Source organism: Cyanobium sp. Cruz CV13-4-11 (assembly GCF_024346055.1).
Lineage (GTDB): Bacteria > Cyanobacteriota > Cyanobacteriia > PCC-6307 > Cyanobiaceae > Cyanobium.
This window is the reverse complement of sequence record NZ_JAGQCH010000011.1, coordinates 78,436-102,038: the sequence shown is the minus strand read 5'-3', so window position 1 is coordinate 102,038 and position 23,603 is coordinate 78,436. Positions and strand designations below refer to the sequence as shown.

19 protein-coding genes and 1 pseudogene are annotated in these 23,603 nt (G+C 69.3%); 7 read left to right on the top strand and 13 right to left on the bottom strand.

The window, feature by feature from the left end; all coding sequences use genetic code 11:
* Nucleotides 1-177: 177 nt before the first annotated feature.
* Nucleotides 178-549 (top strand): annotated as a pseudogene (locus tag KBZ12_RS10185) (ISAs1 family transposase); the annotation flags it as partial.
* A gap of 30 nt (nucleotides 550-579) precedes the next feature.
* On the opposite strand, the gene KBZ12_RS10180 reads toward KBZ12_RS10185, so the two are convergent.
* Nucleotides 580-1,416, bottom strand: coding sequence for an integron integrase (locus KBZ12_RS10180; RefSeq protein WP_254957829.1), 837 nt, complete (start codon nucleotides 1,414-1,416; stop codon nucleotides 580-582).
* A gap of 94 nt (nucleotides 1,417-1,510) precedes the next feature.
* Here KBZ12_RS10180 and KBZ12_RS10175 point away from each other — a divergent pair, with 94 nt between their 5' ends.
* From KBZ12_RS10175 to KBZ12_RS10160, 4 genes are read left to right on the top strand one after another with little or no spacing between them, the layout of a single operon-like run.
* Nucleotides 1,511-1,765, top strand: coding sequence for a type II toxin-antitoxin system Phd/YefM family antitoxin (locus KBZ12_RS10175; protein ID WP_254957828.1), 255 nt, complete (start codon nucleotides 1,511-1,513; stop codon nucleotides 1,763-1,765).
* A complete protein-coding gene (locus tag KBZ12_RS10170) occupies nucleotides 1,749-2,150 on the top strand; it encodes a type II toxin-antitoxin system VapC family toxin (RefSeq protein ID WP_254957827.1) in 402 nt (133 codons plus the stop codon). Before KBZ12_RS10175 ends, KBZ12_RS10170 begins: the two co-directional genes overlap by 17 nt.
* Nucleotides 2,147-3,052, top strand: a complete 906-nt coding sequence (locus tag KBZ12_RS10165) for a GNAT family N-acetyltransferase (protein WP_254957826.1) — start codon at nucleotides 2,147-2,149, stop codon at nucleotides 3,050-3,052. Before KBZ12_RS10170 ends, KBZ12_RS10165 begins: the two co-directional genes overlap by 4 nt.
* A gap of 47 nt (nucleotides 3,053-3,099) precedes the next feature.
* Entirely contained in the window at nucleotides 3,100-3,867 is a 768-nt protein-coding gene (locus tag KBZ12_RS10160; RefSeq protein WP_254957825.1) for a phytochelatin synthase family protein, read from the top strand.
* Here the strand turns inward: KBZ12_RS10160 and KBZ12_RS10155 are convergent.
* The 8 genes from KBZ12_RS10155 to KBZ12_RS10120 form a co-directional block, all read right to left on the bottom strand.
* A complete protein-coding gene (locus tag KBZ12_RS10155) occupies nucleotides 3,800-4,906 on the bottom strand; it encodes a glycosyltransferase family 4 protein (RefSeq protein ID WP_254957823.1) in 1,107 nt (368 codons plus the stop codon). The two genes, KBZ12_RS10160 and KBZ12_RS10155, sit on opposite strands and share 68 nt — an antisense overlap.
* Before the next feature lie 20 nt (nucleotides 4,907-4,926).
* Entirely contained in the window at nucleotides 4,927-6,489 is a 1,563-nt protein-coding gene (gene purF, locus KBZ12_RS10150) for an amidophosphoribosyltransferase (RefSeq protein ID WP_254957822.1), read from the bottom strand.
* Nucleotides 6,489-8,852, bottom strand: a complete 2,364-nt coding sequence (purL, locus tag KBZ12_RS10145) for a phosphoribosylformylglycinamidine synthase subunit PurL (RefSeq protein ID WP_254957821.1) — start codon at nucleotides 8,850-8,852, stop codon at nucleotides 6,489-6,491. Before purL ends, purF begins: the two co-directional genes overlap by 1 nt.
* Before the next feature lie 28 nt (nucleotides 8,853-8,880).
* Nucleotides 8,881-9,738 (bottom strand): RNA methyltransferase, encoded by an 858-nt coding sequence (locus KBZ12_RS10140; protein ID WP_254957820.1) that lies wholly within the window; start codon nucleotides 9,736-9,738, stop codon nucleotides 8,881-8,883.
* A 4-nt stretch (nucleotides 9,739-9,742) separates the two neighbouring features.
* Nucleotides 9,743-10,915, bottom strand: coding sequence for a DNA polymerase III subunit beta (gene dnaN, locus KBZ12_RS10135; RefSeq protein ID WP_254957819.1), 1,173 nt, complete (start codon nucleotides 10,913-10,915; stop codon nucleotides 9,743-9,745).
* 373 nt (nucleotides 10,916-11,288) lie between these two features.
* Complete coding sequence (thrC, locus tag KBZ12_RS10130) at nucleotides 11,289-12,347, bottom strand: threonine synthase (protein WP_254957834.1); 1,059 nt, start codon at nucleotides 12,345-12,347, stop codon at nucleotides 11,289-11,291.
* A 94-nt stretch (nucleotides 12,348-12,441) separates the two neighbouring features.
* Nucleotides 12,442-13,044 (bottom strand): alpha/beta hydrolase, encoded by a 603-nt coding sequence (locus KBZ12_RS10125; protein ID WP_254957818.1) that lies wholly within the window; start codon nucleotides 13,042-13,044, stop codon nucleotides 12,442-12,444.
* A 36-nt stretch (nucleotides 13,045-13,080) separates the two neighbouring features.
* The gene (locus KBZ12_RS10120) at nucleotides 13,081-14,973 is read right to left on the bottom strand and encodes an AarF/ABC1/UbiB kinase family protein (RefSeq protein ID WP_254957833.1); all 1,893 of its coding nucleotides are present in this window, start codon (nucleotides 14,971-14,973) and stop codon (nucleotides 13,081-13,083) included.
* 164 nt (nucleotides 14,974-15,137) lie between these two features.
* On the opposite strand from KBZ12_RS10120, the gene recN reads away from it, so the two are divergent.
* Entirely contained in the window at nucleotides 15,138-16,856 is a 1,719-nt protein-coding gene (recN, locus tag KBZ12_RS10115; RefSeq protein WP_254957817.1) for a DNA repair protein RecN, read from the top strand.
* 44 nt (nucleotides 16,857-16,900) lie between these two features.
* On the opposite strand, the gene KBZ12_RS10110 is transcribed toward recN, so the two are convergent.
* The 3 genes from KBZ12_RS10110 to KBZ12_RS10100 all read right to left on the bottom strand — a co-directional run bounded on the left by KBZ12_RS10110 (nucleotide 16,901) and on the right by KBZ12_RS10100 (nucleotide 20,102).
* The gene (locus KBZ12_RS10110; protein ID WP_254957832.1) at nucleotides 16,901-18,499 is read right to left on the bottom strand and encodes a B12-binding domain-containing radical SAM protein; all 1,599 of its coding nucleotides are present in this window, start codon (nucleotides 18,497-18,499) and stop codon (nucleotides 16,901-16,903) included.
* 1,001 nt (nucleotides 18,500-19,500) lie between these two features.
* Nucleotides 19,501-19,878, bottom strand: coding sequence for a type II toxin-antitoxin system VapC family toxin (locus KBZ12_RS10105; protein ID WP_254957816.1), 378 nt, complete (start codon nucleotides 19,876-19,878; stop codon nucleotides 19,501-19,503).
* Between the two features lie 2 nt (nucleotides 19,879-19,880).
* Complete coding sequence (locus tag KBZ12_RS10100; protein WP_254957815.1) at nucleotides 19,881-20,102, bottom strand: hypothetical protein; 222 nt, start codon at nucleotides 20,100-20,102, stop codon at nucleotides 19,881-19,883.
* A 47-nt stretch (nucleotides 20,103-20,149) separates the two neighbouring features.
* On the opposite strand from KBZ12_RS10100, the gene KBZ12_RS10095 reads away from it, so the two are divergent.
* A complete protein-coding gene (locus tag KBZ12_RS10095; protein ID WP_254957814.1) occupies nucleotides 20,150-22,180 on the top strand; it encodes an amylo-alpha-1,6-glucosidase in 2,031 nt (676 codons plus the stop codon).
* On the opposite strand, the gene KBZ12_RS10090 is transcribed toward KBZ12_RS10095, so the two are convergent.
* The gene (locus KBZ12_RS10090; protein WP_254957813.1) at nucleotides 22,146-23,543 is read right to left on the bottom strand and encodes a glutamate decarboxylase; all 1,398 of its coding nucleotides are present in this window, start codon (nucleotides 23,541-23,543) and stop codon (nucleotides 22,146-22,148) included. The two genes, KBZ12_RS10095 and KBZ12_RS10090, sit on opposite strands and share 35 nt — an antisense overlap.
* Between the last annotated feature and the right edge of the window lie 60 nt (nucleotides 23,544-23,603).

Genomic DNA, 23,603 nt, shown 5'->3' with positions numbered 1-23,603 from the left:
TCCAATTCATCGTGGAACGATGAGGTACATCTGCACCTCCGGAATGACAGCCCGTCATTCCAACCTGTTCACCCTCTGATCAGGGCATTCGGGCCTCGAGTTTTACACCACGCAAAGGGACGCGGCCCTCCACACCTCACCGTCTTTTTTCAGCTCGCAGCAGAACAGGGGGCCGACTTGCTCCTGACCGTCAAGAAAAATCAGCGCACACTGCACCGGCAGATCGCCGATCAGTTCCGATACCAGCGTCACTTCCCTGTCGAGGAGAGCGATTTCGAGAAAAGTCACGGCCGCCAGGTGCTTTGGGAACTGAGAGCCCGCAACGCCACAGAGGCGATCCGCGAACGCTGGATCGGCGCCAGCTGGATCATTGAACTGGTGTCCTCAGGCCAACGTGACGGCAAGCCATTCCGCCACGTCCACCAATTCATCACGACGATGCGTACCAGCCCAAAGGCCCTGCTGCGCCTTGTGCGGCAGCGCTGGGCAATCGAGAACGAGTGGCACTGGGTCCGTGATGTGCAACTTGGCGAGGACGCCCACCGCTATGCCGAACGCAACGGCGTTCAGGCTCTGGCGCTATTGCGCACCCTGGGCCTCAACCTGCTGCGGACCAATGGCTTCCGCTCCATCAGGGCTGGATTGATGGCCGTGGCCCACGACATCAACAGGATGCTCGGCTGGAGCGGGATCCAGGCGCTGGAGAGGGATTAACGAGACTTTCAGTCGGCCCTGGGGAAACACCCACTGCCAGGCCCACTCCCGGTCCGCCTTCGGGTATTTCCTCTCCAGGGCATAGGGCATCACCACCCGGCCCCAGCCCGCCGCCAGATCACCCCGATGCAGATGGCGCACTTTCAGCAGATGCTCCTGCAGCTGAGGCACCAGGCTCTGGGGCAGCACCGTCAGCCGGTCCTTGCCGCCCTTGCCGTCGCGCACCGTGAGCTCCCGTCGCTGAACATCCAAATCCTTCACGCGCAGGCGCAGCGCTTCCATCAGCCTGAGCCCGCTTCCATACAGCAGCCCAACCACCAGGGCTGGCTCTCCCTCCAGTCGCTGGCGCACCGCCCGCACCTCCGCTTCGCTGAGCACCACCGGCAGCCGGCGCCGTGTCCGCGCCCGCACCACCCCCTCCAGCTCCAGATCCCGCTTCAGCAGCTGTCGGTACAGAAACAGCAGCGCTGCCAATGCCTGGTTCTGGGTGGAGGCACTCACCTGCAGCTCCACAGCCAGGTGGCTCAGAAAGGCATTCACCTCCGCACTGCCCATCTCGCGCGGGTGGCGCCTGCCGTGAAACCGTAGGAAGCGCCGCAGCCACTGCTCGTAGGTGTTCACGGTGCGGCGGGCGTAATGGCGCACCTGAAGCTCCTCGCGATAGCGCTGGATCAGGCCGGGGGAACGGCAGGCGTCGACCATGGCCTTGAAAGTGGGGGGGACTCTTGAGAGTTCCCACGCCAGACCAATCCAGATACGCCCTAATCTGTACAGACCCCATGGACAGACGCCCACCATGGCGCGCGTCTCCGTGACCCACCTGCGCCAGAACCTGCCGGCCTGGCTCAAGCGCGTGCAGGCCGGGGAAGCCATTCAGGTCACCTCCCATGGCCGGGTAATTGCCCGCATCGAGCCGGAACAGGACCCGGCCGAGGAGGCCCGCCGCTGGCTGGAGGGGCTGGGCGGCAGCGTCACGCTGGGGGATGTCGTTGCATCGATCGCCGATGGCGACGCCGATCTCGAAGGCGCCGGTGATGCTGACCATCTGTGACACCCATGTCCTGCTGTTCTGGGCCCATGAGCCCGCCCGGCTGTCCCGACGCGCCGCGGCGGCACTGACGCAGGGGCGCGCCCAGGGCCAGCTGGCCATCGCCGACATCAGCCTCTGGGAGCTGGCCCTGCTGCACGAACGCGGGCGGCTGACCCTCCCGGAAGCCGTACCCCCGGCCCTCTACCTGCGCCATCTGCTCGAAGCGTTGCGGCTGGAGGTGCTGCCGATCACCGCCGAGATCGCCCTGCTCTCTCGGGGGCCCCAGTTCCGCCATGGCGACCCGGCCGATCGCCTCATCGCCGCCACGGCCCTGCAGGGCCGCCGGCCCCTGATCAGCGCCGACGAGAAGCTCCGCGCCATTCCGGAGCTGGAGACGATCTGGTGAGCACGCCCGACCGGAGCCGCCCCTCCCCCCTCACCATCCGCCCGCTGCAGAGCGCCGACATCCCCACCATCACCGGCTGGGCCCGCCAGGAGGGCTTCGCGCCGGGGGTGGGCGATGTGGCCATCTACCGCCAGACCGACCGCCAGGGCCTCTGGGTGAGCTGGCTCGGCGATGAGCCGGTGGGGTGCATCGCCGGGGTCCGCTACAACGCGTCCTACGGCTTCATCGGCCTGTTCCTGGTGGTGCCGGCCCAGCGGGGCCGGGGCTACGGCCTGCAGCTGTGGCGTCACGCCCTCCAGCATCTGGCGGACGTGCCCTGCATCGGCCTGGAGGCCGCCCCCGACCGGATCGACGACTACGCCGGCTGGGGCTTTGCGCTCGCCTCCCCCACCAGCCGCTGGCAGCGGCTACCCGCCGCCGGCGCCCCGGCTCCGGTGTCCGCCGCCCCGGAACCCCCCTGGTGCCTGCTGGAGGGCGGTGCCATCCCGACCGCCGCCGTGCAGCGCTTCGATGCCGAGCGGGAACCCTCGCCCCGCCCCCACTTCCTGCGCCAGTGGCTCCGCCATCCGGCCGGCACGGTGCTGGCCCTGGTGGATCGCGGCGGCGCCTGCCACGGCTTCGGCCGGGTGCGGCCCTGCCTGCTGGCCAACGGCGACGGTTGGCGCCTCGGGCCCCTGGTGGCCGATGGACCCGCCGCCGCCCGGGCCCTGCTCGAGGGCCTGCTGCAGCGCCATCCCGGCACGGTGCTGATCGATGCCCCCGGCGCCAATGCCGCCGCCGCCCCGCTGCTGGCGTCGCTGGGATTCAGTCCCGTCTCCCGCACCCTGCGCATGTACCGGGGCCTTCCGCCGGTGGTGTCCCTTCGCGATGTCTACGGCCTGGCCTGCCTGGAACTCGGCTGATCACGGGCGCGCCCCAGCACCCTGATGGCTCCCCTACCTTCAATGCCATGCCGTCGCGCCCCCCATCCCCGTTCTCCGGCCTGGTGCTGCTGTCGCTGGCCCTGGCGGCGCCGCTGGCGGCCGGGCGGCTGCAGGCGGCGCCGATCCCGCTGATGGAGCCGGCGGGCATGGAGCTGCTGGTGGCCAGCGGCGAGCGGGCCGACTACGGCCCCCTGGCCGAACAGTTCCTCACCCAGGCCAACCTCGCCTACTGCGGTGTGGCCAGTGCCGCCATGGTGCTCAACAGCCTGGCCGTGCCCGCCCCGGCCGTGCCGGGTTACGGCCGTTACCGCTTCTGGACCCAGGAGAACGTCTTCGAGGTGCCGGCCGGCAGCCAGGTGGTGAACGCCGAGGTGGTGCGGCGCCAGGGCATGACCCTGGCCGAGCTGGCCGCCCTGCTCTCCAGCCATGGCGTGAAGGCCGAAGCGATCCACGGCGACCGGCTCAGCCTGGAGCAGTTCCGCGCCCTGCTGCGCGCCAACCTCAGCCAGCCCGGCGACCGCCTCCTGGCCAACTACCTGCGCCCGACCCTCGGCCAGGCCGGCGGCGGCCACATCGCCCCCCTCGCGGCTTTCCACGCCCCCACCGACCGGGTGCTGATCCTCGATGTGGCCCGCTACCGCTACCCCTCGGTGTGGGTTCCGGTCGCCGACCTCTGGAAGGCGATCCGCACCCTTGATTCCACCTCGGGCCGCAGCCGCGGCCTGGTCACGATCCGGCGGCTGCCGGGGGCGACACCGCCTCCAGGAACCGTTCCGCCACCCGGTCCCAGCTGAACGGCCCCACGTGATCGCGGCCGAACGCCCTGCAGTTGGCCTGCAGTTCGGGATCGGTGAGCAACTTGAGAAGGGCCTCGGCCAGCGCCTGGGGATCCCGCGGCGGCACCAGTAACCCAGCCCGGCCGTGGGGCACCACCTCGGGGATCGCCGTGGCCGTGGTGCTCACCACCGGCAGCCCGCTGGCCATCGCCTCAAGGAACACGATCCCGAAGCCCTCCTGGATCGACGGCAGGCAGAACACCGCACTGCGGCGGTACCACTCCCGCACGGCCGTGTCGTCGGGCAGGGCCCCCAGCAGCTGCACCACGTCACCCAGCCCCAGCCGCTGCACCAGCTCCCGCAGCGCCCCGTGCTCCGGCCCGTCACCGATCACCACCAGCCGGGCGCTGGGCAGCCGTTGCTGCACGCTCTGGAACGCGGTGATCAGATCCCCCACCCGCTTGCGCGGGTACTGGCGCGCCACGCACAGCACCGTGTGGGGCTGGCGGGCGTCGTCGAGGGCGGCCAGGGCGGTGGCGTCTTCGCTCGCCGGGTTCCAGAGCCCGGTATCGATCCCCTCCGGCACCAGCCGCAGCCGAGCGGCGGGCACGCCGTAGTGGGCTTCGATTCGCTCGCAGCAGTAGCGGCTGGTGGAGAGCACCAGCGGCGCCCGGCGGGCGTTGAGGCGCTCCAGCCGCGACAGGCCCCAGAGCATCAGCCGCGGCCAGCCGCTCTCGCAGCGCGACTCCTCCGCCAGCACCCCCTTGATGCAGCACACGTAGGGCACCGGGCAGCGGTGCGCCACCCGGAAGCCATCGATGTCGAAGCCCACCACCAGGTCGTAGCGGCCCTCGGCAGCCGCCAGACGCCGGGGCAGGCTGAGGTTGAACCAGAGGCGGCGCAGCAGCAGGTTGCGGGGCCAGGCCCCCTCGGGCACCAGCCGCTCCACCGTGTGGCCCCGGGCCGCCAGGGCCCCGGCCAGGCCGCCGATGGCCGCCGCCGTGCCGCTGCCCTCGGCCACGTCCTGCAGCCAGGAATCGAGAAAGGCGATGCGCATGGTGCGGCCGGCCGCCGGGCCTACACCCGCGCCGCCAGACCGGTGGGCTCGAGCATCAGCTTGCTGTTGCGCACCTCCTCGTCCATCTCGATCGGGTAGTTGCCGTCGAAGCAGGCGGTGCAGAAATGGCTGGAGTTGGCCTGGGCCGCCTCCACCATGCCCTCCTTGCTCAGGTAGCTGAGTGAGTCGACGCCCAGGTGCCGCTCGATCTCCTCCAGCGTCAGCCGGGCGGCGATCAGGTGGTCCTGGGTGTCGGTGTCGATGCCGTAGAAGCAGGGGTGGGTGACGGGGGGCGAGCTGATCCGCATGTGCACCTCGGTGGCGCCCGCATCCCGCAGGGCCGCCACCAGCTTGCGGCTGGTGGTGCCGCGCACGATCGAGTCGTCGATCACCACCACCCGCTTGCCGGAGAGCACATCCGGCAGGGGGTTGAGCTTCACGCGGATGCCCGCCTCCCGCATCGCCTGGGTGGGCTGGATGAAGGTGCGGCCGACGTAGCGGTTCTTGATCAGGCCATCGGCGAAGGGGATGCCGCTGGTGTGCGAATAGCCGATCGCCGCCGGGATGCCCGAATCGGGCACACCGATCACAATGTCGGCCGCCACAGGGTTCTCCCGGGCCAGCACCTCGCCGATCCGCACCCGGTAGCTGTAGAGCGACTCGCCGAAGAAGCGGCTGTCGGGCCGGGCGAAGTAGATCATCTCGAAGACGCACAGCTTACTGGGCTCCTCACACCAGCGCTGCCGCTCGGGGATCGGATCGGCCTGGCGGAAGTGGATCAGTTCACCGGGCTGGACATCATCCACAAAGCTGGCGCCGATGATGTCGAGGCCGCAGCTCTCGCTGCTGGCCACCCACTGGCCCTGCTCCAGTTCGCCCAGCATCCCGAACACCAACGGCCGGATGCCGTGGCCGTCCCGCAGGGCGAACAGGCCGTCGGGGGTGCCGATCACCAGACTGAAGGCACCGCGGCAGCGGGCCGCCGCCGCCCGGATCGCCGCGTTCCAGCCCAGGCCGGAATCCACCGCCTCCTGCAGCGCAAAGGCGATCAGCTCCGAGTCGGTGGTGGAGGTGAACTCCCCCGCCAGGTGGGCGAGCGAGTCCCGCAGCTCGGCCGCATTCACCAGGTTGCCGTTGTGGGCCAGGGCCAGGGGCCCCAGCCGCGTCATCAGCACCACGGGCTGGGCGTTGCAGACCTTGCTGCTGCCGGTGGTGGAATAACGGTTGTGGCCCACGGCCAACTGGCCGGGCATCCGCTCCAGCACCTCCTGGTCGAACACCTGGCTCACCAGGCCCATGTCCTTGTGCAGCCGCACCTTGACGTCATCGAAGACGGCGATGCCCGCCGACTCCTGGCCCCGGTGCTGCAGGGCGTAAAGCCCGAAATAGGTGAGGTTGGCCACCGCCTGACCCGACGCCAGCACGGCGAACACCCCGCAGGCCTCCTCCGGCTTGTCGGGGCGGTCGCTGTCGAGGCCGTCCTGGGCTTCGGAGGCGGTGGTGGTCAGGGAAGCGTGCGCATCGCGGTAATCGGCGAAGGGCACGGCAGGCTCGGACCAAGGACCGGCTTCATCTTGGCCCATTACCTGTCAGGCGGGGGCCCGGCTTTCCGCAACCGGCCGGGAATCGCCTGCTCGTAGGTGTCGCGCAGCTGCTCCACTGCCAGCGCCAGCAGCGGCTCGCCGCCCCGCGCCACCACCAGGCTGGACTCCGCCGTCACCGTGCCCAGGAGCTGGGCCGGCACGGCCGCACCAGCCGCCGCCAGGGCGGCCTGCCAGGTCGCCTCCTCTACGGGGGCCACGCTCACCAGCAGCCGCGCCCCGCCCTCGGCGAACAGCAGCCGGTCGGGTCGGGCCTCTCCGGCGGGCAGATCCAGCTCTGCCCCCAGGCCGGAGGCGATGCAGGCCTCCGCCAGCGCCACCGCCAGACCGCCATCGGAGAGGTCGTGGGCGGAGCGCACCAAGCCCGCCGCGATCGCCCGGCGCAGGAAGTCCTGCACCCGGACCTCCAGGTCCAGATCCACCAGGGGCGGGCGTCCCGTGAGCCGGCCATGCACCACCTCCAGGTAGCTGCTGCCCCCCAGCCCCAGGCGCCCGTCGCCGCTCTCCTGGAGCGGCACCCCCAGCAGCCAGATGGCATCACCGGGCTGGCGCCAGGCCAGCCCCGTCACCTGGGTCAGGTCGTGCACCAGCCCCACCATGCCCACCACCGGAGTCGGGTGGATCGGCTGCATCCGCCCGTCGGGCAGGCGGGTCTCGTTGTACAGCGAGACGTTGCCGCCGGTGACCGGCGTGGCCAGGGCGCTACAGGCCGCCGACAGGCCGCGGCAGGCCATGGCCAGCTGCCAGTAGCCGGTGGCGGTGTCGGGGGAGGGGAAATTGAGGTTGTCGGTGACAGCCAGGGGCTCGGCCCCGGCACAGGAGAGGTTGCGGGCCGCCTCCGCCACCGCCGCCATGGCGCCCCGCTCCGGATCCAGGGCCACCCAGCGGTTGGGGCAGTCGACCGTCGCTGCCACGCCGCGCGTCGCCGCCGCCATCGCCCCCGGCCCCTGCTGGGGCCGCAGCCGGATCACGGCCGCATCGGCGCCACCGGGCAGGACCACGGTGTTGGCCTGCACCTGGTGGTCGTACTGGCGGTACACCCAGCGCTTGCTGGCAATGGTGGGGTCATCGAGCAGACGCAGCAGCACGTCGCCCCAGCCCAGCACCCCCTCCGCGAGGCAAAGGCCGCCGGCCGCCGCCGGCAGCTCGGCTTCGCTCCAGGTCCAGTGGGCCTGGATCTCGGCCGGGGGTTCGGCCAGCAGCTCGTGGTGGTTGATCGGCGTGTCGTCCGCCAGGGCGCTGGCGGGCACCTCGGCCGCCAGCTCGCCGTGCTGCAGCACCCGCACCACGTTCTCCTGCAGCACCCGGCCCACCACCGCCGCCTGCAGGCCCCAGCGGCGGAAGCGCTCCATCAGGGGCTCCTCCCGGCCGGCCGCCACCACGAACAGCATCCGCTCCTGGGATTCGCTCAGCAGGAATTCGTAGGCCGTCATTCCCGACTCTCTGGCCGGCACCCGATCGAGATCCAGTTCGATGCCCAGGCCCCCCTTGGCGGCCATCTCCGAGCAGCTGCAGGTGAGGCCGGCGGCGCCCATGTCCTGGGCCGCCACCACATCGCCGCTCTGAAAGGCCTCCAGACAGGCCTCGATCAGCCCCTTCTCCAGGAACGGATCGCCCACCTGCACGGCGGGCCGGTCGTCGAGGGAGGCCTCGGTGAGCTCGGCGCTGGCAAAGCTGGCGCCGCCCATGCCGTCGCGGCCGGTGGTGCTGCCGACGTACACCACCGGATTGCCGACGCCCACCGCCCCGGAGCAGACGATGTCGTCGGTCTCCATCAGGCCCAGGGCCATGGCGTTGACCAGCGGATTGCCGCCGTAGCTGGGGTCGAAGGCCACCTCACCGCCCACCGTGGGCACGCCGACGCAGTTGCCGTAGTGGGCGATGCCGGCCACCACCCCCTCCATCAGGCCCACGTTGCGTTCGTCCTCCAGCGGCCCGAAGCGCAGGGCGTTGAGCAGGGCGATCGGGCGCGCCCCCATGGTGAAGATGTCCCGCAGGATGCCCCCCACCCCGGTGGCCGCCCCCTGGAAGGGCTCCACCGCCGAGGGGTGGTTGTGGCTCTCGATCTTGAAGGCCAGCCGCTGGCCCTCGCCCAGGTCCACCACGCCGGCGTTCTCTCCCGGTCCCACCAGGATGCGGGGGCCGCTGGTGGGGAACTGGCCCAGCAGGGGGCGGGAGTTGCGGTAGCAGCAGTGCTCCGACCACATCACCCCGAACATGCCCAGCTCGGCCCGGTTGGGGGGCCGGCCGAGGCGACGCACGATCTCGTCGTAATCGCCCTGGCTCAGGCCCTCCTTGCGCAGGGCCTCGGGCACCGAGAAGGACGCAGTCGAGGCAGAAACCACCGGGGGGCGCGGCAACGGCCCTCCAGTATCAGATCCAGGGGTCGTCGTCCCCGTGGGGTTCCCGTCCCCGGTAGCGATCGCGACGGGGCGCCGGCGGCTCCGGCAACGGCGCCTCCGGTTCCTCCTCCTCGGGCCAATCCTCGAGCGGGTCCGGCTCGTCGCGATCGTTGGCGTAGCGCTGCTCCGGATAGGGGTCGCCGTCGTAGCGGTCGCGGGGGTCCCGCTCGGGGTCCCGGTCCCGCTCGGGCCAGGGGATCTCCTCGCGGAAGGCCTCCGGCCAGGGGGGCTCCTCCAGCCAGCCCTCCAGCCGCTCCTCGACGCGGCCGCCCACCTCCTGCACCTGCTCCTTCCAGCGGCGGGAGCGCCGCAGCAGCTGCTGGCGCACGCTGGCCCGGGCCACCGGCAGGTCATCGAGGCCCCGCAGGGCGGTGAACACCCGGCCGGGCTGCTGGTCGACGATCCGGTCGGGGCTCAGGCGCCAGCGGCTGGTGCCCGGCAGCCGCGGATCGCTGCGGGCCACCAGGTAGTGCAGGATGCGGCCGCTGCGCAGCTCCACGGCGGCGTCGGCCACCAGCCCCAGGGGCACGTCATCGGCGCCGCTGAGGGCCGCATCGATCAGGGTAGGCAGCCGCTCCAGGGTGACCGCGTCCGTTTCCGCCGGCTCCCCCTTCACGAACACCTCCTGCTCCCCCAGCCCCCGCAGCTGATCCAGCCGCCAGACCAGCCGCTTCTGGGCGAAGGCCGACGGCCGGCTGGCCCAGCCCAGCAGCCGGTGCACCGGCGGGTGCATCCAGGCCAGCACCCCGGCGCCGCGCTCGAGGCCCTGATCGCAACGCACCTGCCGCCGCAACAGATCGCTCAGCAGCAGCTGGTCGGGAAGGCCCACGCGTTCAGCTGGTGCGGATCTGGACCGGCATCACCAAGTAGGTGAAGGCCTCGTCGGCCCCCACCGGCGAAAGCACGGCCGGGGTGGTGGCTGCATTGCACTGCAGCACCACCTGGTCGGAGCCCATGGCCTTGAGGCCATCGAGCAGGTAGCGGACGTTGAAGGCGATCTCGATCGCCTCCCCCTCGATCGTGGCCGCCAGCGATTCGGAGCCGCTGCCCACGTCCTGGGCATCAGCCCGGATCGTGGCCGTGCCGGCGGCGGGGTCGGCGCTGATCTTGACCACGTTGTTGTGCTGATCAGCCAGCACCGCCACCCGCTCCAGGGCGGCGATGAAGGCGCGACGGTCGAGCACCAGGCGGCGCTGGAACGACGGGGGGATCAGCTGGCGGTAGTTGGGGTAGGTGCCATCGAGGCTGCGGCTGGTGAGCACCTGGTCGGCGGAGAGCACCACCACCTGGCCGCGCTCGCAGAACAGGCTCAGGGGCTCCTGGGAGCCACGGCCCGAGAGGATCCGCTCCAGCTCCCGCAGCGAGCGGGCCGGCACCGTGACGGCGAAATCGGCGCCATCGGCGCCGGCGACCTCCGCCTCGGGGCTGGCGGCGGCCTCCACCGCATGGGAGAGGCGCTGCACGGCCAGCCGGTGGCCATCGGTGGCGGCGCACTCCAGACCCTCGCCATCCAGGCGCAGGTGCACGCCGGTCAGGAGTTGCTTGTTCTCATCTTGGCTGCTGGCAAACAGGGTGGCCCGCAGGCCCTTCACCAGGGCCTCGGCGTGGAAGCGGATCGGCGTGCCGCTCTGGGCCAGGGGCAGGTCCGGGTAGTCGTCGGCGGGCATCCCCCGCATCTTGTAACTGCCCGAGAGGTTGGTCAGCTCCAGCTGCTCCTCGCCCTCCGGGCAGCTGAGGCTGATGGGGCTGTCGGTGGCCAGGCGGGCCACGATCTCGCCGAACATCTTCGCCGGCAGGGTGATGGCGCCGCTGGTCTCGACGGCGGCGGGCAGGCTCGTCTGGATGCCGAGGCTGAGGTCGAAGCCGGTGAGGCTGAGGCGGCCGGTGCCCGCATCGGCGGTGAGCAGCACGTTGGCCAGCACCGGGTGGGTGGGCCGCGTCGCCACCGCCCGGCTGACCAGCTGCAGGCTGGCGTTGAGTTCAGCCTGGGAGCAGACCAGCTTCATGGCGGGTGCCGGCGACGGCAGAACGGCGTTCTTGAGGCCCCACGGTTTCACAGGGCGCCCCAAAGCGCAACGGGTGGTCTTCCGACTGTTCAGAGGATCAATCAAGGATTGGGAAGAAGAGAAACAGCCTGTCGCCGTAGGGGCGGGGGAAAACGGGTAAACAGGCTGTCTTCCCCTGGCCTCACTGGCGTTTGCCGGGCGAAGGGCTGGGGAATCGGCCGTACAAGTGGGCCGTTTCGGGGCGTTTTCCCCCGATTCCCGGGCCTGGGGAATTCAGCGTCTGCCCAGGCGGTGATCCCCTCCCCGGACTCTCCAGCGAGGAAGGGGGGAAACTCCCAGGATTTCCCCAGACGGTTGGGCCAGCGTCAGCGGCTCAGAAGCCCATCACCTTGGCCACGGTCTCGGTGTCGGGGGCGATGCCCGTGTGGAAGGTGGCGTCGTTGTTCTCGATCGCCGTCGTCGGGTCCTTGAGGCCGTTGCCCGTGAGCACGCACACCACCGTGGCGCCGGCTGGCACCTCCTCCCGTCGCTTCAGCAGACCCGCCACCGAGGCGGCGCTGGCGGGCTCGCAGAAGATGCCCTCCCCCTGGCCCAGCAGCTTGTAGGCCTCGATGATCTCGGCGTCGGTGACGGCCATGAAATCGCCGTTGCTCTCCTTGCGCACGTTGAGGGCGTTCTCCTTGTTCACCGGATTGCCGATGCGGATCGCCGTGGCGATCGTGTCCGGTTGCTCCACCGTGTGCCCCAGCACCATCGGCGCCGCACCGGCGGCCTGGAAGCCCATCATCCGCGGCAGGACCGTGCTGTGGCCCGCCTGGCGGTACTCCTTGAAGCCCATCCAGTAGGCGCTGATGTTGCCGGCGTTGCCCACCGGGATGCAGAGCCAGTCGGGGGCCTCGCCGAGGGCATCGATCACCTCGAAGGCGGCTGTCTTCTGCCCCTGCAGCCGGTAGGGGTTGAGCGAGTTGACCAGGGTGACCGGGTAGCGGTCGGCCACGTCCCGCACGATGGCCAGGGCCCGGTCGAAGTTGCCCTGCACCGCCAGCACCTCGGCGCCGTAGAGCAGGGCCTGGGCCAGCTTCCCCTGGGCCACGTAGCCGTCGGGAATCAGCACGAAGGCCCGCATGCCGCCCCGGCGGGCATAGGCCGCCGCGGCCGCCGAGGTGTTGCCGGTGCTGGCGCAGATCACCGCCTCCGAGCCCGCCTCCTTCGCCTTGCTGATGGCCATCGTCATGCCCCGGTCCTTGAAGGAGCCGGTGGGGTTGAGGCCGTCGTATTTGAGGAACACCTTCACGCCCCGGCCCACCCGTTCGGCGATCACCGGCGCCGGAATCAGGGGCGTGGCCCCTTCGCGCAGGGTCACCACCGGCGTGGCGTCACTGACCGGCAGCCAGGAGCGGTAGGCCTCGATCAGCCCTGGCCAGTCCTGCATGGTGGGCTGCCGGCCCAGGCGTCGCAGGGCTCGTAGCAGGGGCACAGGGGACAGCGGCGAGGCTGACGTCAATGTAAGGCTCCGGTCTGGGACGTCAGGGGGCGGGTTTGGTCGGGGCCGGCGTGGCGGGGGCCGCCTGGGGCTCGTTGCCCCGCAGGCCGTCGAGGGGGGATTCGGAGAAGAAGCGCACCAGCTCGCTGATCGAGGACGCCTTGGAGATCAGACCCAGCAGGGCCGGAATGCTCACCTCCAGTTCCCGGGTCGGGTAGGCCCGCAGGAAGCTGATCGCCGAAAGCGACCCCTTGCCTTCGTAGGTACCCAGCACCATGGCGGCGCGCAGGGCGGGCACGCCGGCCTCCGGGGCCCTCAGGGGGAACAGGATCCGGGCCAGGCGGGCCAGGATCGCCTCGCCGATGCGGGTGTTGAGCAGGCGGCTCATCAGAACGATCGGCAGCTGTACCGATTCATTCAGCAGCTTGCTGACGTCCTTCGGGTTCTGGCGGCCGAGGCGCAGCACATCCCCCAGAAGACCTCTGGCCTCGCCGGTGGTGGCCAAGTGCTCCAGATCCGCCACGGGGATCGAGCGTCGGAAGGCGCCGCTGGTGAACACCAGATTCTCGGTGGCGAAGGCCGCGGGAGTCGACCAGCACAGTCCCAGACCCAGCACAGCGGCCACAAGCCTTCGCCGCTTGTTCACAGATGACTCCCTTTCATTGACCCGACTCTACGGATCTCAGGCGCCGGAGACACCGGCCGCCTGGCGCACCGCCGGTGTCACCAGCACATCCCGCAGCAGGTGCACCAGCCCCCGCTCCGCCAGACCCTTGGCCACCTGCAGTCCCATGCGACGCAGATCTGGCTCCCCCAGCACCCGCGGCAGACGCTTCAGCAGCAGGGACGGCTCGAAGCCGGGCAGGTCGCGCAGGATCGCCAGCAATTGCTGGATCGGTTCGAGGTCCAGCAGCGGTGGGGTCGCCGGTGTGGGGGGCAGGGCCCGCAGGCCCGGCGGCAGGAAGCGGCTCGGCAGCCGCCGGCCCAGCCGCAGGGTGGTGTTCCAGGCCAGGGCATCCATCTGCTGCACCAGCGCATCGACGAGCTGCTGGCGCAGCAGGCCGCCGGTGGGGGAGAAGAGGAAATCGAGCACCTGGTCGAGCAGGCCGTCGAGGTCGAGCTGTTCCTGGAGTGAGGCGCTGGCCACCAGGCTTTCGAGCCGCTGCCAGCGGAATTCATCGCCGTCGTAGAGCATCTCCCGCAGGCTGCGGCGCAGCTCCGGATCGGGATCCTCCATCAGCCGGCGGGCGAAGTAGGGGTAGGCGGCGCCGAGAATCTTGAAGTCCGGGTCGACACTCAGGGCGATGCCTTCGAGGGTCACCAGCGAGCGGATGATCAGGGCGTAGTACGGCGGCACCTGGAAGGGGAAGCGGTACATCACCCCGGAGAGGTCGTCGGTGACCGCCTTGAAATCCATGCGGCTGACGCCCATCTCCAGGGCCTGGCCGAACACCGTTTCAAAGGCCGGCACGATCGGTTCGAGATCCACCGCCTCGCCCAGGAAGCCGAGCTGCACGAAGTCCTTGGAGAGCGCCCCGAAGTTGCGGTTCACCAGGTGCACCACCGCCTCGATCAGGCCGGTGCGCGCTTCCCGCGACACCTCGCTCATCATGCCGAAATCCAGGTAGGCCAGCCGCCCGTCGGCAAGGGCCAGCAGGTTGCCGGGGTGGGGATCGGCGTGGAAGAACCCATGCTCCAGCAGCTGCTGCAGGCTGCAGTTCACCCCCACCTCCACCATCTTGTCGGGGTCGACCCCGAGGGCGCGCACCGCGTCCAGGTTGGTGAGCTTGACCCCGTCGATCCACTCCATCGTCAGCACCCGGCGGCTGGTGGCCTGGCGGTAGATGGCGGGGACGGCGATGCGGGGGTTATGGCTGTGCAGGCGGGCGAAGGTTTCGGCGTTGGTGGCCTCGTTGATGTAGTCCATCTCCTCGAAGACCCGCTTGCCGAGTTCATCGATCAGCCCCACCAGATCGCTCTTGATCAGCCCCACATTCCGGTTCAGCCAGGCGGCGATGTTGCGGACGATGTAGAGGTCGAGGGTGATCTGCTCCCGCAATCCCGGCCGCTGCACCTTCACCGCCACCCGTTCGCCGCCCATCAACACCCCCCGGTGCACCTGCCCGAGGGAGGCGGCGGAAATCGGTTCCTTCTCCAGCGCGGCGAAGATCGTTTCAACCGGCGCCTGCAGGTCCTCCTCGATGCAGGCCATGGCCAGGGAACTGTCGAAGCCCGGCAGCTGGTCCTGCAGCTGGGCCAGCTCCTCGAGCAGCACCGGCGGAATGATGTCCGGACGGGTGGAGAGGGCCTGGCCGGCCTTGATGAAGGCAGGCCCCAGGGCCACCAGCAGTTCGGCGCACTCCCGGGCCCGTTGCCGCGCCCGGCCGGGGTTGGCCAGCTGGCCGGTGATCTTGTCGACGCCCACCCCGAGCAGATAGAGGCCGATCGGCACGAGCGTCTGCCAGACCCGCCGCACCAGGCGCATCGGGTGGCCGGCGTAGATGCGGGTGATGGCGGCCGGGTCGTAGCTGAGCAGGCCGGCTGCCTCCAGGAAGTCCCCCATCTCGATGCCCATCTCGACGGTGGCGGTCAGGCGCTCGGGGGTCGCGGCGGGGGCTGGGGGGGAGGAAACCATGGCTTGGAGGCACCGCCGTGGCGCCGGCAGGCGAAACCCCCTTCTAAACGAAAGTCACAGCCGCTACGGTCGGGCCACGTACCGATCGCTCACCGGAGGCCTGGGTGCTCACGGGTCTGCGCCTCGAGAACATCGCCCTGATCGAGCGGCTGGAGCTGGCGTTCTCGACCGGGTTCACCGTGCTCACCGGCGAGACCGGTGCCGGCAAGTCGATCCTGCTCGATGCCCTCGATGCCCTGCTCGGCGGCGCCCAGGGCAGCCAGGGGGCCCGTCTGCTGCGCCGTGGCACCGAGCGGGGCCGCATCGAGGCCAGCTTCAGCCTGTCTCCCCCGGTGCGCGACTGGCTGGAGCGCCAGGAGCTGGAGGCCGAGGAGGGCGAGCTGCTGCTCAGCCGTGACTGGCGCCTGCAGGAGGGCCGGATCAGCAGCCGCCACCGGCTCAACGGCGTGGTGGTGGGCCGCGGCCAGGTGCTGGAACTGCGGCCCCTGCTGCTCGATCTCACCGTGCAGGGCCAGACCCAGCAGCTGGGCCGCCCTGGCCAGCAGCGCCGCTGGCTGGATCGCTTCGCCGGGGAGGGCCTGGCCGCGGCCCTCGAGGCCACCCGCTCCGCCTGGCTGCAGTGGAAGGGGGAGGCCGACGCCCTGGCGCGGGCCCGCGCCGACCGGGAGCGCTTCGTCCTGGCGCGGGACCGCCAGGAGGAACTGCTGGCGGAGCTGGAGGCCGCGGCGCTGGAGGATCCCGCCGAACGCCAGCGGCTGCAGGGGGAGCAGGACCGCCTGGCCCACGCGGTGCGGCTGCAGCAGGGCGTGATGGCCCTGATCGGCCGGCTGGTGGAGGGGGCTGAGGCCGCCCCGTCGGTGCTCGACCACCTGGCGGCCTGCGACCAGGAGCTGCAGACCATGGCCGCACTCGACGCCGGCGTGGTGGCCCTGCACGGGGCCTGCGCCGATGCCCTGGCCGGGCTGCAGGACCTGGCCAGGGATCTGGATCGCTACGGCTCCCTGCTGGAGAGCGATCCGGAGAGCCTGGCCCTGCTGCAGGAGCGCATGGCCCAGCTCAAGGCCCTGGAGCGCCGTCACGGCCAGACCCTGCCCGAACTGATCGCTCGGCGCGACAGCCTGCGGGAGCAGCTGGCCGGGGCGGATGCCGAGGCTGCCCTGGCGGGCCTGGAGGCTGCCGAAGCCGCTGCCCGCAAGGGGCGTGATCGGGCCAATGCCCTGCTCACACAGGGACGCACCGCCGCCGCCCGGCGCCTCGAGGAGCAGCTGATGGCGGCTCTGCGGCCCATGGGCCTGGCCAACGTGCGCTTCGCCGTGGCCATCAGTGCCGCCGAGCCCGGCGAGGAGGGGGCCGATGCGGTGCAGTTCCTGTTCTCCGCCAACCCGGGTCAGCCCACGGCGCCCCTGGCGGAGGTGGCCTCGGGCGGCGAGATGAGCCGCTTCCTGCTGGCCCTGAAAACCTGCCTGGCGGCAGCCGACCCCCACGTCACGCTGCTCTTCGATGAGATCGATGCGGGCGTGAGCGGGCGCGTCAGCGGTGCCATGGCCCAGCTGCTGCGGCGGCTGGCGGAGCAGCGCCAGGTGTTCTGCATCACCCACCAGCCCCTGGTGGCCGCCGCGGCCCAGCACCACTTCCGGGTCAGCAAGAGCGTTGAGGCCGGCCTCACCCACACGCGGGTGTCCCACCTGCGGGACACTCACGAGCGCCAGGCGGAGCTGGCGGAACTGGCCGGCGGCGATTCCGGCGAGGCCCACAGCTACGCCGCCAGCCTCCTGGGCCTCGCGGACACGAGCGAACCCACCAAGCTCAAACGGGCGGCCTGAGCTCCCAACCGTCGGCACCGAACCGGTCCCTCTTCACGGCGATGTCACGGGGATGTCACTGTCGCGTTCTCGATACGAGGACGATCGATCAGCGCCTGGCGAGCCTGTGCCTGTTGGTGGCCATAGGCGGCCAACTGATTCTCAATCTGCAGCCGCACGATGTCCCGATAGTCCATGAAATGCTCGTTGTGGGCGCAGACGGCGAGGTATTGCTCCGCCACCTTGGGATTGGCCCAGAGGATGTGGAACAGGTGGTGCCAGAAGGCCCAGCGTGTGGAGCGTTTAAGGCCTTGTCGCCAGCAGACGATCAGCAATGCGCGGACCACTGCGCGTTCGGGAAGCTTGAAGGCGCTCCTCACCCTGGGGGGGCCGAGTTTCAGAAAGTAGCGATGAACTCGATCGAGATACCGATGAGGTTCGTATAGTTGGCAGAAGGCCTCCACATACTCCTTGGCAATGTCTTCCACCGGCCGGGTCGGTACGAAGTTCATCAGGGTGGTCTGGTTGATGTTGCCGACCTTGTCGATCAGCCGCCCTTCCTTTTCCAGTCTGTGCCACAGGGCCGTATGGGGCAGAGCCTGCAACATCGCGAAGGTGGTTGTGGGGATCGCTGCGGCCTCCGAGAAGGCCACGATCCGCTGGCCGGCGCCCTCCTTTTCGCCATCAAAGCCGATGATGAATCCCGCGATCACCCTCAGGCCGGAGCGGGTCACCCTGTCGACAGATTCGAGCAGGGGTGAGCGCGTGTTCTGGAACTTCATCGTGGCTGCGAGGCTGTCGGTGTCCGGCGTCTCGATGCCCATGAAGACGGCGGCAAAGTTGCACGCCAGCATCTGGTCGATGAGTTCCTGATCGTCAGCCAGATCAAGGGAGGCCTCGGTATCGAAGCGGAAGGGATAACCATGGACCTTCTGCCATTGCTCAAGCACCGTGAGCATCCGCTTGACGTTGCGCTTATTGCCGATGAAGTTGTCATCCACCATGAACACCCCACCGCGCCAGCCGATGTCGAAGAGGCAGTTGAGTTCGCCGATGAGTTGGTCCGGCGTCTTGGTGCGTGGCTTGCGGCCATAGAGCACGATGATGTCGCAGAATTCGCACTGAAAAGGACAGCCGCGCGAGAACTGCACACTCATTGAGTCGTAGGCACTGAGCTCGAGCAGGTCGTAGCGGGGGATGGGTGTGGTGGACACATCCGGCTTGACGCCATCGGAGCTGAAGCGGCCGCCTGTTTCGCCCCGTTGCCAGGCCTCAACGAACAGGGGCAGGGTGATCTCCCCTTCATCGAGGATCAGGTAGTCGGCCCCAGCGGCCACCAGTTCTTCGGGTGTGGAGCTTGGGTAGGGTCCCCCGACGGCCACGGGCTTGCCATGGCGCTTGGCCAGATTGATCTGGCGGACGATGTCGTCTTTCTGGACGATCATGGCCGACATGATCACGAGATCGGCCCAAAGCCACTCCTGATCGGAGACTGGCCTGATATTGACGTCCACCAGCTTGAAGTTCCAATCCTGGGGAAGAATGGCGGCTACGGTGACCAGCCCGAGTGGCGGCAGCAGAACCTTGCGGTTCACCAGCTCAAGAATCTTTTCGTAGCTCCAAAATGTTTTCGGGAATTCTGGGTAAACAAGCAGAACATTCAAGCGCTGGTACCCTTTTCTGGTGCTGAGTATCAGCAGAATTAACCAGATGTAGCGTAACATACACGAAACCTCCCTGCTCCATTCCAATGGCTGAGGATTTGCTGCATAAGGTCATGGCTTATGCAGCAAGGCTGCTGCTCCGCGCTGCTGTTTTCAGCAGCCACCAACGAACGGTGACCGAGCCTGCCGATGCTGGCGGGTTCAGGTGAGTTGGCGGTTCAGCAGGCCGGCCACCAGCAGGGCGGGGAACGCCATCAGCAGCAGCCACAACCCCAGGCCGATGCCGGCGAGCAACAATCCATTCCCCCATCAGGCCGTAGAGGAGGGCGCAGGCCAGCAGCAGCAGATTGGTGGGCTCGAGAAAGCTCAAGGGGGAGTCGCTGCTGTCTCCACAGTGGACATTGCGGAGGCTTGAGACGCGACAGTCCTGAAACCGGACGGCCTTCGCCAGCGGTCTATCCGCGATTCATCAGCGCCGCACCGTGCCGAAGCGCCAGGGCCAAATACCAGGCTTCGTGGGTGTGGAGTGCCACCAGGTTGTTCCAACTTTTGTTGGCCCATCAGCTTTGAGTGTGTACTCTTGCAGGCAGGTGAGAAGCTGCGGAGACATACTCTTGGCTGAGGAATTCACATTTGCCGGTGCATTGACCAAGCCATTTCAGGGCGAAGTCCTATCGACTGCAGACGACTCCCGCGGCCTCACATCATTTCATGTACTCAGCATCTAGCTCTCGAAAGATGCTCTGTTCGCCTGATTCGAAAAGCTGTCTTGAACCTGGGTCTGCCATGGCGAGTGACCAGCCTCATTACATTCTATACAATAAGATGGAGCTATTGGCTATTCTCGGTTGCTTCCAGAACTGCTGACGGGACTGCTGACGGGACTGCTGCAGTTTACGCGTCGAACGGAGAGATGGCTCGATTGAAACCGTTTCCAGGAGGGAGTCACTTCTGCGGCCCCCTCTGGAGCCTCCGGGACAAATGTCCCGCGGCGGCAGGGCTCATCCAGGCACCAGGTGAATCGCGCACAAGGGTCCTGCCGCCCTGGCCAGTCTTCGATCCGCACTCAGCAGGGGGCAGGCGAGCGATTCCGCCAGGGCCACGTAGGAGGCGTCATAGGCGGTGAGGTTTCCCCTCAGACCCCAGATCCGAAACAACAGTTCGGTGCCGCCATGGCGCCGGATCCCGAGTTGGGCCAGGGCTTCGATCATCGCCTCGGCGAGGTGCTGATCCAGCCGGCCTGCCAGGTTCAGGCGCCGCAACACCGAAAGCACCTCCGCATCCAACAGATGGGGGGCATGGACCGGCTGCGAGGAGAGGCTCTGCCGCGCCGGCCCGTCGTTGAGGAGGGCCGCCACCACGGCGGAAGCATCGGCCACGATCACCTGGCGTCTCTTTCCGCACGGAGGGTGGCCACGATGTCGTCGGAGGGCACCTTCAGATCGGGGAGGGCGGCCAGAAGATCCGCCGCGTTCGCCCGTCGGGAGGCCTCGGCGAGTTCCCTGACAGCAAAAGAGCTCAGGGGCAGGCCCGCCTCGACCGCCAGCCGTTCAAGCCGCTCAACCACGTCATCGGGGACGTTGCGCAGGTAGAGCGTTCGCACTGGTATAGCTGGTTGCTTGCAGGTTGCCACCACTGTAGGCACTCACGGTGGTTCAGCCTGGTTCCATCCTTTCGGCCCAGGATTCTGTGTGGAACGGCAGCGCCGGGCCATGGCCCCTGATCAGCTTCGGCAGCGAGATCTGCGGCGACCCCCGCCTGGCGGCTGAGCGGGAGTGGCTGGTCACCAACGGCCTGGGCGGGTATGCCCTGGGCACCGTGTCAGGGGCGCCGAGCCGCAGCTACCACGGCCTGCTGATCGCGGCCCTGGCGCCGCCGGTGGAGCGCACCCTGCTGGTGAGCCAGCTGCAGGAGTCGGTGGATGGGGATCCGGAGGGCTGCGGGCCCCTGCGGATCGTGTCCTTTGCCCTCGAGGGCAGCGTGCCCCGCTGGCGTTTCGCCTGGGGGGAGACCCTGCTGGAGAAGCGGATCTGGATGGCCCAGGGGGCCAACACCACCCATGTGAGCTACCGGCTGGTGCGCGGCGGCCCGCTCCAGCTCCGCCTGACGGCCTTTGTGCAGCACCGCTCCCCCCACGGCGGCGAGCGTCCCGAGCTGGACCTGGTGTTGGCGCCCCAGGCCAGGGGGGTGGAGGTGCGGCCGCTGGCGGTGGCGCCGTTCGTGCTGCTCAGCGACCGGGGCCACTGGTGCCTGGAGGAGCCGCCGCTCTGGGTGGAGGGCGTGCCCCTGGCGGCGGAGGCCGAGCGGGGGCTGGCGAGCACGGCCGAGCACCTGCGGGCGGCCACCCTCACCGTCACCCTCAGCGATCACCACCCGGGCGTCACCGTCGTGGCCAGCACCTGCCGGGACGTCGGCACCGATGGCCAGCGGGCCCTGGCCGAGCGCCGCGACCACGAGGACGCTCTGCTGCGCTCCTGGGCCGCCGCCCAACCCGCCCTGGCGCCGACGGCACCCGCCTGGATCCGCCAGCTGGTGCTGGCGGCCGATGCCTTCGTGGTCGAACGCGGCCCGGAGGGCGCCTCGCTGATCGCCGGTTACCCCTGGTTCAACGACTGGGGCCGCGACACGATGATCAGCCTGGCGGGGCTCACCCTGGCGACGGGCCGCTGCGACCGGGCCGAGCGCATCCTGCGCACCTACGCCGCCCATGGCAGCCACGGGCTGATCCCCAACAGCTTCCCCGACCGGGCCGACCAACCCCTGGACCGGCGCTCCTACAACACGGTGGACGCCACGCTGTGGTTCTTCCAGGCCCTGGCGGAGCATCGCCAGGCCAGCGGCAGCGACGCCCTGGTGCGGGAGCTGCTTCCCCAGCTGGAGGTGATCCTTGACCACCACATCTCCGGCACCTGGTTCGGGATCCGCATGGATCCGGTCGACGGGCTGCTGGCCGCCGGGGAGGGGGAAACCCAGCTCACCTGGATGGATGCCAAGCCAGGGGATCGGGCCATCACCCCCCGCCACGGCAAGCCGGTGGAGGTGAATGCCCTGTGGGTCAACGCCCTGTTCTCCATGGCCGGTTTCTCCCGGCTCACTGGGGCCGATCCGGGCCGCTGGCAGGCCCTGGCGGACCGGGCCGCGGCGGGCTTTCAGCGCTTCTGGAACCCGGAGCTGGGCTGTTGTTTTGATGTCATCGACGGCCCCTCGGGCCGCCCGGATGACCGGCTGCGGCCCAACCAGCTGCTGGCCCTGTCGCTGCCGGAGCCCCTGCTCAGCCCAGCCCAGTCCGCCAGCGTCCTGGCGCTCTGTGGCCGGCGGCTGCTGACGCGCCACGGGCTGCGCACGCTGGATCCGGCCGATCCCGACTACTGCGGCCACTACGGCGGCAACGCCCAGCGGCGGGATGGGGCCTACCACCAGGGCACGGTGTGGGCCTGGTGGCTGGGGCCCTTCGCCCGGGCCCATTTCCGGCTGCATGGCGATGCGGCTCTGGCGCTTTCGTTCCTGGAGCCCATGGCCGATCACCTGGGCGCGGCGGGGCTGGGCAGCCTCAGCGAGATCTTCGACGGCGACGCCCCCCATGCCCCGCGGGGCTGCATGGCCCAGGCCTGGTCGGTGGCGGAGGTGCTGGCGGCCTGGACGGCGATCAGTGGTGAAACCCCGAGAGCTCCGGGCCGTTGAGGGCGCCCTGGCTGGGGTGGCTCGCGAAGCCATCCAGCGACTGGCGGATGTTCTCCAGCAGCAGATCGGCCAGGTCCCGGCTGACGCCATGGCGCACCAGGATGCGCTGCACGGTGATGTCCTGGCAGTGGGCGGGAAGGGTGTAGGCCGGCACCTGCCAGCCGCGCACCCGCAGGCGGTCGGCGAGGGCGTAAAGGGTGAAGTTCACGTCGCTTCCCTCCCGGATCTTCCAGCAGAGGGCGGGGATGCCCGATTGATCCTCACCGCCGTAGAGGATCTCGAAGGGCCCCAGCTTGGCGATCTCCCTGGCCAGGTACTGGGCCGTGGCGTAACAGGCGGCATGCACCTTGCGGTAGCCCTCCCGGCCCAGGCGCAGAAAGTTGTAGTACTGGCAGACCACCTGGCCCCCCGGCCTGGAGAAGTTGAGGGTGAGGTCGCGCATGTTGCCGCCCAGGTAATTCACCCAGAACACCATCTCCTCGGGCAGATCGGTGGTCTGGCGCCACAGCACCCAGCCCACCCCCAGGGGCGCCAGGCCGAACTTGTGGCCGGAGGCATTGATCGAGCGCACCCGCGGCAGGCGGAAATCCCACACCAGATCGGGGGCGCAGAAGGGAGCCAGGAAGCCGCCACTGGCCGCGTCCACGTGGATGGGGATGTCGAGGCCGGTGCGGGTCTCCAGGTCATCGAGGGCGGCCGCCAGCGCCTGCACGGGTTCGTACTGGCCGGTGAAGGTGACCCCCAGGGTGGGCACCACGCCGATGGTGTTCTCGTCGCAGAGCCCGAGGGCCGCCTCGGGGGTCAGCAGCAGTTGATCGGGCTGCATCGGGATTTCGCGGTGCTCGATGTCCCAGTAGCGGCAGAACTTGTGCCAGCAGATCTGCACCGGTCCGGTCACCAGGTTGGGCCGATCGATGGGCTTCCCCTGCCCCTGGCGCCGGGCCTCCCAGCGGCGTTTCATCGCCAGGCCCCCGAGCATGGCCGCTTCGCTGGAGCCGGTGGTGGAGCAGCCGATGGCCCCCTCGATTGCGGGGGCGTGCCAGAGGTCGGCCACCATGCGGGCGCAGCGGGCTTCGATCTCCGCGGTCTGGGGATATTCGTCCTTGTCCTCGATGTTCTTGTCGATGCACAGATCCATCAGGGCGTGCACTTCGTCCTCCACCCAGGTCTGGCAGAAGGTGGCCAGGTTCTGGCGGGAATTGCCATCCAGCATCAGTTCGTCGCGGATGGCGGCGAACACGGCGCGGGGATTGTGCTCCTTGCTGGGGAAATGGCTTTTCGGCAGGGTGACCGAAAGGTCGGAGGAGGAATAGAGGTCGTCCTCCAGGGAGTATCTGGTCGCCGGCTTCTCGTGGATGCTCATCGATCGCAACGGCGCTCACCTGGACGTTTCAGACTAAAGGCCGCCCTGGGGCCGCACCGC